Annotated in this window: 11 protein-coding genes; 7 read left to right on the top strand and 4 right to left on the bottom strand. The window is 37.4% G+C overall.

Translation table 11 applies throughout. The features are described from left to right. Positions 1 to 313 precede the first annotated feature (313 nt). From QM481_RS00900 to nspC, 7 genes are all read left to right on the top strand, one after another. On the top strand, positions 314 to 1948 hold the full coding sequence (locus tag QM481_RS00900; protein WP_283380281.1) for a UxaA family hydrolase: 1635 nt from the start codon (positions 314 to 316) through the stop codon (positions 1946 to 1948). Positions 1949 to 2117: 169 nt separating this feature from the next. Further along, positions 2118 to 3518 carry a glucuronate isomerase gene (uxaC, locus tag QM481_RS00895; protein ID WP_283380280.1) on the top strand — a complete coding sequence of 467 codons (1401 nt, stop codon included), beginning with the start codon at positions 2118 to 2120 and terminating at the stop codon, positions 3516 to 3518. Between the two features lie 52 nt (positions 3519 to 3570). After that, positions 3571 to 4593 (top strand): sugar kinase, encoded by a 1023-nt coding sequence (locus tag QM481_RS00890; RefSeq protein ID WP_166549448.1) that lies wholly within the window; start codon positions 3571 to 3573, stop codon positions 4591 to 4593. 82 nt (positions 4594 to 4675) lie between these two features. After that, on the top strand, positions 4676 to 5344 hold the full coding sequence (locus QM481_RS00885; RefSeq protein ID WP_166549447.1) for a bifunctional 4-hydroxy-2-oxoglutarate aldolase/2-dehydro-3-deoxy-phosphogluconate aldolase: 669 nt from the start codon (positions 4676 to 4678) through the stop codon (positions 5342 to 5344). A 5-nt stretch (positions 5345 to 5349) separates the two neighbouring features. Next, entirely contained in the window at positions 5350 to 6633 is a 1284-nt protein-coding gene (locus QM481_RS00880) for an MFS transporter (protein WP_283380279.1), read from the top strand. 266 nt (positions 6634 to 6899) lie between these two features. Next, positions 6900 to 7238, top strand: coding sequence for a cupin domain-containing protein (locus QM481_RS00875; protein WP_166549445.1), 339 nt, complete (start codon positions 6900 to 6902; stop codon positions 7236 to 7238). 212 nt (positions 7239 to 7450) lie between these two features. Next, positions 7451 to 8584 carry a carboxynorspermidine decarboxylase gene (gene nspC, locus QM481_RS00870; RefSeq protein WP_283325485.1) on the top strand — a complete coding sequence of 378 codons (1134 nt, stop codon included), beginning with the start codon at positions 7451 to 7453 and terminating at the stop codon, positions 8582 to 8584. A 214-nt stretch (positions 8585 to 8798) separates the two neighbouring features. Here nspC and QM481_RS00865 read toward each other — a convergent pair whose 3' ends face one another. The 4 genes from QM481_RS00865 to QM481_RS00850 form a co-directional block, all read right to left on the bottom strand. Beyond that, a complete protein-coding gene (locus QM481_RS00865) occupies positions 8799 to 10688 on the bottom strand; it encodes a hypothetical protein (protein ID WP_283380278.1) in 1890 nt (629 codons plus the stop codon). A gap of 59 nt (positions 10689 to 10747) precedes the next feature. Beyond that, complete coding sequence (locus tag QM481_RS00860) at positions 10748 to 12649, bottom strand: outer membrane protein assembly factor BamB family protein (RefSeq protein ID WP_283380277.1); 1902 nt, start codon at positions 12647 to 12649, stop codon at positions 10748 to 10750. 157 nt (positions 12650 to 12806) lie between these two features. Continuing rightward, positions 12807 to 13286 carry a DUF4199 domain-containing protein gene (locus tag QM481_RS00855; RefSeq protein WP_283380276.1) on the bottom strand — a complete coding sequence of 160 codons (480 nt, stop codon included), beginning with the start codon at positions 13284 to 13286 and terminating at the stop codon, positions 12807 to 12809. A gap of 289 nt (positions 13287 to 13575) precedes the next feature. After that, positions 13576 to 14460 (bottom strand): pirin family protein, encoded by an 885-nt coding sequence (locus QM481_RS00850; protein WP_283325345.1) that lies wholly within the window; start codon positions 14458 to 14460, stop codon positions 13576 to 13578. Positions 14461 to 14530: the final 70 nt, after the last annotated feature.

Here is a 14530-nt window from a genome sequence, read left to right as displayed (position 1 = left end):
TAAGCTATATGCTATAAGCAAAAAGTATTTCTAACAAAATCATGAATACATTTTTTGCCTAATGCCTACGGCCTAGAGCGTTTTAATTCAATTTTATTTTGCATTAATACTTAGGTTAGCGTACTGAGTTAGTATTGTATGAAGGATTTGTTCCATTTTGGATATCGGATGTTGGATTTTGGAATTTTAACCTAGTTTTTACATGATATTTTGTTAAAAAGAAATGTACTTTACAATACTTCCGAAATCAGCAATCCCAAATCCGCAATAGTGTAGTAACTTTCTTCTGTAACCAGAAAACATTCTCAAAAAAATGAAAGCAAAAGCTATCAAAATCAATCCTAGCGACAATGTCTATGTAGCTTTGACAGACCTCAAAAAGGGGGAGGTGCTAGAAGGAATTGAATTAAAAACAGATGTCCCTGTTAAACATAAATTTGCAGAATTTGACTTCGCCACAGGCGATTTGTTGAAAATGTATGGTCTTACCATTGGAAAAGCTGCTCAGCCAATTCAACAGGGAGAACATATCACTACTTTTAACGTAAAACACGTTGCCGAATCTTATGGTGAGCGTGTTCCTAATTTGGAGTGGCACAAACCAGATACTTCAAAATTTGAAGGACGTACTTTTAATGGTTTTCATCGTGCCGATGGACGTGTTGGTTCTGCAAACTACTGGTTGGTAGTACCAATGGTTTTTTGTGAAAACCAAAACGTCGAGGTAATCAAAAATGCGCTTTTGAATGAATTGGGATATGCTAAAGCTTCGCAATTTCAAGGATATACCCAAAGCTTGATAAATGCCTACAAAAATGGGTTAGATGTTTCGGCATTAGTTTATGAAGAAACAGAGCAAACTGAAGAAGGGCGTGGTAAATTATTCCCACAGGTAGACGGTATCAAATTCTTGACGCATACTGGTGGTTGTGGTGGTACTCGCGAAGACGCACAAGTGTTGTGTCAACTATTGGCGGGTTATATCACGCATCCCAATGTGGCTGGTGCAACGATTTTGAGTTTAGGTTGTCAAAATGCACAGGTAAAATTATTACAAGACGCTATTGCCAAAGTAGACCCTCAATTCTCAAAGCCTCTTTATATTTTCGACCAACAAGCTATCGGAAACGAAGAGCAAATGTTGCGTCAGGCTATCAAACAAACCTTTATCGGTCTAACGATTGCCAACCAAGCTAAACGTGAACCAGCTCCGCTATCTCACCTGACTTTAGGTGTAGAATGTGGTGGTTCGGATGGTTTTTCAGGAATTTCTGCCAATCCATCAGTAGGATATTGCGCGGATTTGCTTTCTGCATTAGGAGGTAAGGTTATGTTAGCTGAATTCCCAGAATTATGTGGTGTTGAGCAAGAACTTATCAATCGTTGTGTGAGTGATGATTTAGCAGATAAGTTTACCACTATTCAGGCAGCTTATGCACGTAGTGCAGAGGCGGTTGGTTCTGGTTTTGATATGAACCCTTCACCAGGGAATATCAAAGATGGCTTAATTACCGACGCGATGAAATCGGCAGGTGCGGCCAAAAAAGGAGGGAATTCTCCTATTTTTGACGTATTGGATTATACTGAACAAGCGACAAAATCAGGCTTAAACTTACTTTGTACTCCGGGCAACGATGCTGAATGTACGACGGGTTTGGCAGGTTCAGGTGCTAATGTAATCATGTTTACAACGGGATTAGGCAATCCAATGGGTAATCCTATTTGTCCTGTTTTAAAAATTTCTTCTAACTCTGCCTTGGCAGAGAGAATGTCAGATATTATTGACATCAATGCTGGAACTGTGATTACAGGAGAAAAAACGATTGCCGAAATGGGCGAGGAGTTATTGGAATATTGTATCAAAACAGCCTCAGGTGAATACACACCTAAAGCTGTTGCTCTTGGACACGATGACTTTATTCCATGGAAACGTGGAGTTTCTTTGTAAGTGGTGAATGTTGAGTTTTGAGTGCGGAGTTTCAGATGATTGAGCTCCAAAACCCACCGCCGCAAGCCGAAAGCTCAAAGCTGACAGCCCAAATATTATCCAAATACAGTCTCTTGCTTGAGTCAGCAAACTTTAAGCAATTTTTTTGAACTACTATCAATTTCAAAAGATGAAAAACTTCTTAGACGACAATTTTCTATTACAGACTGAAACAGCTCGTACTTTGTTTCATGAGTATGCTAAGCAAATGCCAATTATTGACTACCACTGCCATCTACCACCAGACCAGATAGCGGAGGATAAGTCATTTGAGAACCTTGCCCAAATTTGGTTGTACGGCGATCACTACAAATGGCGTGCAATGCGTACAAATGGAATCAACGAAGCCTATTGTACTGGAGACAAGTCGGATTATGAGAAATATGAACAGTGGGCTGCGACGGTACCTTATACGATGCGTAACCCTTTGTACCACTGGACTCACCTCGAATTACAACGTTATTTTGGGGTCAATGAAGTATTGAATCCATCGACTGCGAAAGATATTTACGAAAAATGTACAGCTCTTTTACAAACCCCAGAATATTCGGTAAGAGGTTTGTTGAATAAAATGAATGTAAAGGTGGTGTGTACAACCGATGACCCGCTTGATTCTTTGGAATATCACCAAAAAATTAAAGAAGACGGTGTTGAGGTAAAAGTATTGCCTACTTTCCGTCCTGACAAAGCGATGGCGGTAGAAAACGTGGCGAATTTTGTGGCTTACGTCGGAAAATTAGAAGCAGTTGTAGGTCGTAGTCTTTCAACTTTAGGAGAATATCTAGGGGCATTGAAAGAGCGTCATGACTTCTTTGCTGAAATGGGAGGCAAGCTATCTGATCACGGTCTTGAGCAAATTTATGCGGAAGATTATACGGAAGATGAAATTGCTGCTATCTTCTTGAAAATCAAAGGAGGAAGTGAGTTGACTTTAGAAGAACAATTGAAGTTCAAGTCTGCAATGTTGATCCATTTTGCCATTTGGGATTGGGAAAAAGGCTGGACACAGCAATTTCACCTAGGTGCATTGCGTAACAATAACCTTCGTGCGATGCGCGAATTAGGTCCTGATACAGGTTGGGATTCAATAGGTGATTTTGACCAAGGTAAAGCGCTTTCGAAATTTTTGGGTAAATTAGACGAAAATAACCAATTGGCTAAAACCATCCTTTACAACTTGAACCCTCGCGATAACGAATTGATGGCTACTATGATTGGTAACTTCAATGATGGTTCCGTGGCTGGAAAAATCCAATTTGGTTCTGGTTGGTGGTTCCTCGACCAAAAAGATGGTATGGAGAAACAAATCAATGCGCTTTCAAATTTGGGCTTGTTGAGCCGTTTTGTAGGTATGTTGACAGACTCTCGTAGTTTTCTTTCTTTCCCTCGTCATGAGTATTTTAGACGAATTTTATGTAATATACTAGGTAACGACGTTGAAAATGGCGAACTACCTAACGATATTCCTTGGATTGGAAAGATGGTTCAAGATATTTGTTACAACAACGCCAAAGAATACTTCGGATTTTAAGTGACTCGGCTAGGTATCTCAGAGGTATCTAGCCGCTTTTTAAAATAGATATATGCAAAAAATAGTGTGTTGTTTCGGAGAAATTCTTTTACGTTTTTCTCCTCAGTTGGGTGGCGAATGGATTAAAAATGCCACAATGCCCGTGTTTGTTGGTGGTGCCGAATTGAATGTAGCCACAGCTTTAGCGAATTGGAATGTGCCTGTGCAATACACTAGTGTATTGCCCGACAACCAGCTTTCGGTTGAATTGAAGCAGTATATCGAAGAAAAAGGTATCTCTGCTGATAAAATGCCTTGCTTCGGTGACAGAATAGGTACTTACTACCTTCCTCAGGGTGCAGACCTCAAAAATGCAGGGGTAATTTATGACCGTGCTCATTCTGCTTTCTGGACTTTAGCGCCTGGTAAAGTGGATTGGGATAGCATTCTCGAAAATGTCTCTTGGTTTCATTTCAGTGCTATCAGCCCAGCTTTGAACGAAGACGTGGTTGATGCCTGTGAGGAGGTTTTGAAAATTGCCAAAAGCAAAGGTATTACCGTATCCGTTGATCTCAACTATCGTGCAAAGCTTTGGAAATACGGCAAACAACCTGTCGAAATTATGCCACGCTTAGCGCAATACTGCGATGTAATCATGGGTAATATTTGGGCAGCAGATTGGCTCTTGGGTATTCCTGTAGATGCAAGTATCAACCCTGATTCAACACAAGAAGAGTATTTGGCGCATAGTATTCGTACTGCCGAAGCTATTCAAAAGCAATATCCTCAATGCTCGGTGGTAGCGCATACGTTCCGTTTTGACGCTCCTCCAAAGGGTATTTTGTATTATACCACACTTTTTACCAATGGTCAACAATACGTTTCTCCGACTTTTACAATTGATGAAGTTGTAGATAAGGTAGGCAGTGGTGATTGTTTTATGGGAGGTTTGATTTATGGTTTATATAATGAAAAATCACCTCAAGAAGTAATTAATTATGCAGCCGCTGCGGCATTCGGTAAACTGAATGAATATGGCGATGCAACCAAACAAAGCGTAGAACAAGTAGAAAATCTACTGGCTAAGTTTTTATAAGTATTGAAATCACTGAGAAAATGCTCTTGGTGATTTCTACAATCTTTTATTGTTCCTCTCAATTTTAATTAAGAAATATAAAATGGCCTTTTTTGATAGTACAACGGTTGACCAACTTATCGCAAAGTATCCTGTTGTTCCCGTTTTTTACCATGAAGATTTAGCTTTAACGCAAGGCATCATCAAAGCTTGCTATGATGGAGGTATGCGTGCTTTTGAGTTTACCAACCGTGGCGAAAGTGCTTTGGCAACTTTTACGGCATTAGTGCCATTTATTCGTGAAAATTGCCCAGATATGGCTATCGGTATCGGTACAATTTTCAAAGCAGAACAAGCTGCTAAGTTTATTGAAGTAGGGGCAGACTTTGTGGTACAACCTGTTACAACTGCTGAAGTTGGTGCATTGTGTCAAGAAAAAAATATTGCTTGGTACCCTGGTGCTTGTACTTTGAATGAAATCTATCAAGCAACAGAATTAGGTGCTACTGTGGTTAAAATCTTCCCAGGTAATGTTGTTGGCCCAGGTTTTGTGAAATCTATGAAAGGACCAATGCCAAAGGTGAAAGTAATGGTAACTGGAGGAGTAGAACCAACAACCGAAAGTCTTACAACATGGTTTAATGCAGGAGTAACTGCAGTTGGTATGGGCTCACAATTGTTTCCAAGTGCCGTTTTAGCAAATAAAGATTTTAATCAAATTCAGCAAACCGTAGCTAGCTTGATGGAAACGGTGGCAAGCTTATCTAAATAAAAACTATGGAAAAAAAGGTAGGAAGTTATCGTTGGGTCATTGTAGCCCTTTTGTTTTTTGCAACAACCATCAGTTATCTTGACCGCCAAGTAATTGCTTTATTAAAGCCAACCTTGGAAAAAGAATTTGACTGGAATGAAAAAGATTATAGTAACCTAGTGATGGCATTTCAAGCTGCTTATGCGATTGGTTTGGTATTATCAGGTAGTATTATTGATAAAATTGGTACAAAATTGGGCTATTTGGTAGCCGTAATTTGGTGGAGTGCTGCGGGCGTTTTAACAGCGGCAGCAACTAGTACAATAGGTTTTGGGGCTTTCAGAGCTTTGTTGGGCTTGGGCGAAGGAGGTAACTTCCCTGCTGCAATCAAAAGTGTGGCTGAATGGTTTCCTAAAAAAGAACGTGCTTTGGCAACGGGTATTTTTAACTCTGGTGCTAATATCGGTGCTGTGGTAGCACCATTGATGGTACCTTGGATTTTGGCAGTGTGGGGATGGCAAGTGGCTTTTATGGTAACAGGTGGTGTAGGTTTTATCTGGGTAATTTTCTGGGTGATGAGCTATGATAAACCAACTACCCATAAATCCGTTACACCAGAAGAGTTGGCCTATATCCAAAGCGATGAGGATGAGGTTTCGACATCTGAAGAAAAACCAGTAAAATGGGCTCAACTATTTGGAATCCGTCAAACTTGGGCTTTTGTTTTTGGAAAAATGTTAACCGACCCAATTTGGTGGTTCTTCTTGTATTGGTTGCCTTCATATTTTGCTGAAACTTTCCAATTAGATTTGAAAAAACCATCTTTAGAACTCATTATCGTTTATACTGCTACAACCATTGGTAGTATTGGTGGTGGTTATGTGTCAGGATTCTTGATCAACAAAGGATGGCCAGTATTCAAAGCTCGTAAAGTAGCGATGTTGAGTTTTGCCTTGGCAGTTGTGCCAATTATGGCGGCTCAATATTGTTCTAATATTTGGCAAGCGGTAGTCTTGATTAGTATTGCGGCGGCGGCTCACCAAGCGTGGAGTGCCAACATCTTTACGACTGCTTCGGATATGTTCCCTAAAAAGGCGGTTTCTTCTGTTGTTGGTATCGGTGGTATGGCTGGGTCTGTTGGTGGTATCCTTTTCCCATTAATGGTAGGTACTATTTTGGATTCATACAAAGAAGCTGGAAATATCACAGCAGGTTATAATATCATCTTTATTGTGTGTGGCTTTGCCTACTTATTGGCGTGGGGATTAATGCACTTGTTTGCTCCTAAAATGGAGAAAGTAGAATTGTAAAATTCTATTAGTAAAATCTTGTTAAAAACGTGAATGGATTAGCCAGTGATGCTCTTATGTGTTGCTGGCTAATTTTGTAAAAGGACAATGTAACTATGTCGGATATCGGATGTTGGCTTTCGAAGATGTAATATTCTATGTTTTGTAAAAAATAAAGATATTTTACTTTATCTCCGAAATCAGAAATCCCAAATCTGAAATTGTGAGAAATCCTTCGTACACAACTAATTCACAATTCATAACTCACAATTCACAAAAAATCAGCTATGTCACAATTTGGAAAAAGATTTGTTCATGACGAAGACCTTGCTTGGGAAACAGTAGGCGAGGGGTTACGTCGTAAAGTCATGAGTTATGATGATAATGTCATGATGGTCAAAGTAGCCTTTGATAAAGGAGCGGTTGGGTCATTGCATAGCCACTATCATACACAAATTAGCTATGTAGAAAGCGGGGCATTTGAGATAACCATTGAAGGCAAAACCGAAGTCCTCAAACAAGGTGATACGTATTATATTCCTCCTCATATCGTACACGGAGCAGTAGCTTTGGAAGCTGGTGTTTTGGTAGATGTATTTGCGCCATTTCGTGAGGATTTTGTGTAATATATTTTGGGGATACCGAGGGCGAAATCATCGCCCTTTTGTTTTGATTTTCATCATTTTTTAAATTCTTAATCTAAGGTTCATGGATTCTTGGTAATTTTGCACCTTATTAGCAATTGGGTGCTGAACTAATTTAGTTAAAATAGGTTTATCAAAAGAAACCAACGGTTCAGTTCAACAACAAACCATTTCAACCAAGAATATCTTATCAGATGATTGATTTTTCACAAATTCCTTCGCCTTGTTATGTAATCGAAGACCAACTTTTGAGAAAAAACCTTACCCTTCTCAAATATGTACAAGAACAAGCAGGAATCGAGATTATTTGTGCGCTTAAAGGCTTTTCGATGTATAGCACTTTTCCGATGGTACGTCAATATTTGGCGGGTGCTACTGCAAGTTCACTCAACGAAGCTCGTCTTTGTTTTGAGGAAATGAAAGCCAAAGCTCACGTATATGCCCCCGCTTATTTGGAGCGTGAATTTGACGAATTGATGTCTTATTCGAGCCATATCACTTTCAACTCATTGAATCAATATAATACTTTTGGTGAAAGAGCACGTGCCAATGGTATTAGCTGTGGTTTGCGTATCAATCCTCAATACTCTGAGGTTGAGACAGATATGTATAATCCTTGTATTGCGGGCTCTCGCTTGGGTATTACTCGCAATCAATTAGGAGACACTTTGCCAGAGGGAATTGAAGGTTTGCACTCACATACTCTATGTGAAAATGACTCATATACTTTGGAGCGTACTTTGAATGCTATTGTAGAGCGTTTTGGCGATTTATTGGAACAGGCTAAATGGTTGAACTTAGGTGGAGGGCACTTAATTACCCGTGCTGATTATGAGCCTGAGCATTTGATTTCTGTATTGAAAAATCTGAAAGCTCGTTTCCCTCATCTTAAAATAATTCTAGAACCAGGCTCAGCAGTAGGTTGGAGAACAGGATATTTGACGTCTACGGTGATGGATATTATTGATTCACAAGGAATTAATGCAGCCATTTTAGATGTGAGTTTTGCCGCACACATGCCCGACACGCTAGAAATGCCGTATAAACCAAGAATTTTGGGTGCTCACCACGAACCTGTGGAGGGCAAACCAACCTATCGTTTTGGCGGTATGACTTGTTTGGCGGGTGACTTTTATGGAGATTACTCGTTTGACCAAGAACTAAAAATTGGTGATTCTATCGTGTTTGATGACATGATTCACTATACGATGGTAAAAACTACCACTTTCAATGGCGTTAATCTTCCTTCCATTGGTATTTGGAGAGAAAACGATACTTTTGAATTGGTTAAATCTTTTGGATACGAAAGTTTTAAAGATAGATTGTAAAAAGTAACATGAGTCATCTCAGATTTAGTGAGTTGAGATTGAGTGATGAGTGATTATTTTTTTAATATATACATGAGGTAATGCTTTGTGTACAAAGCTAAAGAATTTAGTATTTTAGTATCAAAAAAGGGTGCAAAAGTTATTTTTTGTACCCTTTTTTGATGAGCACTTGAAGAATCCCACGAACGCTAAAATTTGGAATAACTCATGTTCTTTATTTAAAGCCTCCGATATATACCTCTTTAATGAAGATACGGTTTGAAAATCCTGAGTTGATTTCCACTTTTTCAATTATTTCTTCAAAAAAAGATTCTCCAAAATAATCTTCAACTTGATATTGAATTCGATGAGGTAATTTACCATTGTTCAAAGCTGAGGTTTCTCTATAATCAGTGAAAATTTTACGTTCTTTAGATATTTTCTTCCCATCTTCAAAGAAGATAGTTTCTGTTGAGACAAGTGAATAATCTGTTTTATCAAAATAAAAATGATACTCTTGCTTAGGAATAATACGGTTTTGAGAGGACATTTCTTTTTCGGTGAAACTCAAATGCCAACATAGTTTATCATTGATAAACCTTTCAGTTTGCTGTTCTAGTTTATTCCAAAGGTCGAATCTTATGCCCGTTAGCAGATAGATAGGTAATAGTTTATCTATGTTTTCAGTGTATTCAGAAGTAGATATTTTCTTCCACTTTTCTCCACGCACTCTGTCATCATGTTTCCAAGCTTCTACGTTATTGATTACAAATAGATAATTGTCTGGCATTCTTTTCTTTAATAAAAAGTTTGTGAACGCCAAAGACCATTTATCTTCAAATACTGGGATATTGCTATCTTCAAATTTGTATTGAGATGTTGTATGTATCTTTTCGATACCTTTAAGAGTAGATGCACCGCCTAAGTTTTGAATAACTTTATGGAGTATGTCAGCATTATTTTGAAATGAACTTGAATCAATCAGCTTGAACCAATTGATTTTGAATTGCTCGATTTGATTACTTCTTATAACTTTTTCTTGTTCCCAATCGGATTCATCTCTGGCTATTTTTTCAAAAAAGGCCTGTTTTGCTTCTTCTTTTTGTAGTGCTTCTTCTTGTTGTAATTTATAGCCTAGCTTAGAAAGCTCACCAAATCGATTACCATGTGTTCTGGTTTTTCCAGCAAGCACTTCAAGGTTTTTGTATTTGTTGATTAATTCAAAGCCGTAACTCTCTCTGAATCCATTTTTAATCAATAAGTCTGCATAATACAGCCCTTTTGTTTTATCCTCCAATAAAAAATAGGCTTGAGCGAGATTGTTGGCTACAATAAACCTGATTTTCTCATTTTCTTTACTAGATTGATATTTGGTAAGTAAACTCTCTAGATATCCCAAATGCACTAACAATTGCATCCGATTCAACCCTCTTTCGTAGTTAACAGCTGATAACTGTGAATTCATTTCATTTTCAAATGCCAACATCTGACTATATTCTGGGTGCTCTTTGTTGGTAAGCCAAAAAAAAGTTTCTTTACTGTCTTGTAAATAATACCCAACTTTTTGATTCAATTGTTCCTGAATCTTTTTTAGAGCTATATCAGCAATATTTTCAATTTGATCCCCAAATTCACTTGTAGCATCTTTCTCATATTGTATGAAAGAGCCTTTTCCATTAGTATAGTGAATATTTTCAGAGGCTACATAATCATTTCTCCAGAGAACCTGATTTTTAATTTTTACTTCATAGGCAATGTTTACCTTAAAATATACTTTAGCAGTTGGGTAGTATTTCCTAGTTTGATTGTCAAAAGTTGAGTCTTGAACTTGTTTTATTAAATCTATTGTTTGGATATCTACATAGATTTTCAAATCATTATTTTCTTGATTTTTGATAAACCCTTTAATATTAAAAAAATCTCGTTTTAGATTTTTTTCAGCGAGTAATATATTTGGCGCAATCTTAAAATATGTTCCCTGAGTATATACATTATCTAAAATGGGGAATGCAGATGGAGCAATACTTTTAACCCAATATTCTTGTTTTTTGAATTTTGCCTTTTCCTGTGCCAATGTGACAAGGCTAATACAAAATAGGCTAAATATTAAAAGTGAATCTTTCATAACTAAAAAAAATGCCACCAAATTGAGGTTTGATGGCATTTAGAAATGGGAGTAACTAATTATTTTTTATTGTAAAATACTTGTACAGCATTGTCTAACACATAATATACTGTTTGTGTTGCAGGGTCAACTTCATAAATGGGTCTATCATTTTTGAAGATTAATTTGTCTACCTCAACACCATCAGCTTTTCTTACTTTAACTAATACCTTTTCTCCGCTTGGATCTTTTGCATAGATATAAGAAAAATCTTTGTTTTGACGCATAGCATTGAAACGTGAACCATATTTATTGAACAATTGCCCCATTACAGCCGAACCTACCCCAAGCGCTGCAGATTGGAGTTGTTTACCTGTATCTGCTTGTCTGACGATTGATTCTCTGAGGACTCCAGCTTCGTCGCGGTAAGTCATAGTAATTTCGGCGCCTTCAACAGCTTTTGCAAAAGACCCTACTCCAAGTGCAACAGAGCCTAAAGCAGAAGCGCCTTTGATTAATTGACGATTGCCTTCTCCAGGTTGAGTGTAAACGTCATGATATTTTACTTTTCCATCCATACCAACGCCCATTACTTCAACTGGACCACTCAATACTACACCCCAAGGAAACAGTTCGATACTATTAAGTTCTTTTTCTCTTTTGATATTTACTTTTGCAAAAGGCTCTGGCTTATCATCAATAGAAGGATCAAATTTGTAAAGCTCTTCATCGTTGTACACTAAATACGAATTCGAGTTTTCATCATAGGTTGGTAATACAGGACGGTTGTTGTTAAATTTGATATTGCGTTTCCATAGTTTACGACCTGATTTGTAATCTACCATGTTTCCATAAGTACCTGTTAAATACATAACCTTGTCACCCACTTTACCTAAGTAATAAATAGGATCTTCTTTTTCATCTGCTATTTCAATGAAACTTTTCCAAAGCTTTTCTCCATTTTTGTTGATTAGCATCATTTCATTTTCAGCTACATACAAGAAATCTTGATCGATAGGAATTACACGTTTCAAACCGTCGCCACGAGCATCTTTTTTCCAGATTTTTTCTCCTGTTTTTAAATCGAAGAAGTTAAAACCAGAATAATGTGCTACCAAAAGCTTAGTCCCCCAATCTTCGAGATATACAACTCTTTTAGTTTTGATTGACTCAGACCAGATGCTTTTACCATTTTCTGTATTTAATACATTCAAATACTGTTTGGTCGACATCAATCCTTTACTATTTACAACTACGAGATTTTTATCGTTTTGGGTAGGAAAGAATTTAGTGTATTCTTCTTCCGCTGTCCAGTTTAGCTTACCTGAAGATTTGTCAAAAGAGTACAATTTGCCATAAAGCAAGTAGTAAATCGTATTTCCGTTGATTTTCGCAATATTGGTATTAGCAGATTCTTTTAATGAGAAGCTAAGCAATGATTTAGCTTTACTGACAGTGGTATTCCATTTTAGTCCTCCTGTTTGCATATCCAACAGGGCAATTGCCATATTTTCTCCAATTTTTAACGTAAGTAAGTATTCGTTACTTTCTGGAATAAAATCTGATTGAAATACCCAGAATGATTCTTTTGAAGAATTATATACGAGCTTTCCTGTTTCGGTATTAATAATTAAGTACTTTGAGTTGATATAAGCCTCTACATACGGGCTGTTGGGCACACTAGATAGGTCTCTTTTTTGTTTAAAGATTGTTCCAAAATCTGGGTCAGTTAAGATGTCAGTTGCGGAAGCTACCCCAAAGTCTTCTTTAGTTAATGTCCAAGCAATTTTTTTGGTGTCAGGATTGATACCTTTAATGGTTGAACCTTCTTTGAAAACTAAAACACCAGTAATTTCATTTTGAACAAGATCTTGAATTTTGTTGTCTGTGGTGATGACTTCGTCGTAAGAGCGTTGAGCTATTAATGGTTGGGTTCCTGCAAGTAGAATGCTACAGGCAATTGTAAGAAATTTTTTTTTCATTATGTGTAAACGTTATATGTGAAGTATATTTAGTTTACACTCAATTAATTAGCAATTAGGTATATTAAAGATCGCTTGTTTTTTGAAATGTAGAACTAAATACTGGTGCAAAGTAGATTTTTTTTAAACAAAAATCCAAAAAAATAGTGTTATAAAATTATTTCGTCCCCTTCACAAAAAAGCCTACAATAGCAGTCGTAATCATCCCCATGATAGGTGCACCAATAATACTTTGAACCATATAATTTTTCTCATTAAATTGATTGAGCGCTTCTTCTTTGGTCATCATATTGTGAGAAATTACATATCTAATAGCATTCGGAAAAAACTCTGGTGTAATAATGTGGGTTGTAATCCACTGTGTAAGTGGTGCTAATAAGGTAACCACCAAAGTGATGTAAAATCCACTCAAGAGCGCTTGCTTGTAGGTCATATTGCCTGCCAAGTCTTTAAAACGTTTTTCTCTTAGGGCAAACACGTAAAGCGTTATGGCAGGAATAGCGATGAAGTTGGTATAAATCGGATGCTTGTCGATATAGACATCGTGCAAACCAGCAACTTTTTCGAGTACCATCCATAGGAGGGTCATTATCGAAAAATAAATGCCCCATTTGATTTCGGTAGAGATAGCTTTCATATCGAGATTTAGTTTTATTTCTCTTTAAGTTAAACTAAAATATGAAAGAATTCAAGCGATTGCGGATTTGGGATTGCTGATTTTGGATTTTAAGTTATAAACAACAGGAAAGATTAAATTAATAGTATATCTGAGGGGTGATTTTACTATAATCTTTTGATTATAAGAGTATTCAAGTAACAAATATACGATTAACTAATAACATCTTCTTATTTTTTAAAAAGTTTGTAAACTGAAACAAAAGCTAGTCCGAGACTAAGACTCGGACTAGATTATTTATTATAAATGCTTAAGAAACTTTTCCAATAACAGGTAAAGGGACAAAACCCGTTTCGCCTTCGATTTTGGGGAATAGTTGGTCTTGCCAACGTTGTTTCGCCTCTTCAAGCATTTCTTTATCGCTTGCTACAAAGTTCCAAAACATAAATCTTTCCTCTGGAAATGGCTCTCCTCCAAAGATATAGATGGTTGTATTTTCGCCGATAGTAAATTCGCAAAGTGAAGCATCTTTGGCTACTAAGATTCTTTTGGGCTCATAAACATTTCCATCACTTTCCACACTTCCTTCCAAAATATACATGGCTGCTTCGCCAAAAAGAGAACTACCGATTTTGACCGTCTTTTTAGCTGTAGATTTGATTTCTAGTAAAAAAAGAGGACTATATACTGGCACAGGAGATTGATGCCCTAAGGCTTCGCCCGCAATGAGTTTGTATTGTACGCCATCTTCTTCCCATGCTGGTAAAGTATCGGCTTCGGCATGGAAAAAGCTAGGTTCCATTGTTTCCAGATGTTTGGGTAACGCAACCCAAATTTGTAGACCATGTAAAAATTTAGGAGAATGTCTTAAATGGTCTGGCGTACGTTCGGAGTGAACGATTCCTTTACCTGCGGTCATCCAGTTGACAGCCCCTGGTTGAATTTCCATCTGCGTTCCAAGACTATCTCGGTGCATAATACTGCCCTCAAAAAGATAGGTGAGGGTCGACAGCCCAATATGAGGATGTGGTCCAACATCGAAGTTTTCATAGTCTTGGAGCTGTGTTGGCCCCATGTGGTCGATAAAAGTAAAAGGACCTACCATTCGCTTGGTACGAAATGGAAGCAATCGACCTACCCAGAAGTTTCCAACTTCGTGAGGTCTTTCTTCGATAATATGGCTTAGATTTGACATATACAAAGATAAGTTTTTGCCTTATTTTACAAAAAATAAGCCAGTCCAAAAATGAACTGGCTCGACATTG

The sequence above is a fragment of the Flectobacillus rivi genome (genome assembly GCF_030056655.1).
GTDB lineage: Bacteria > Bacteroidota > Bacteroidia > Cytophagales > Spirosomataceae > Flectobacillus > Flectobacillus rivi.
This window is presented reverse-complemented; position numbering and strand designations above follow the sequence as displayed.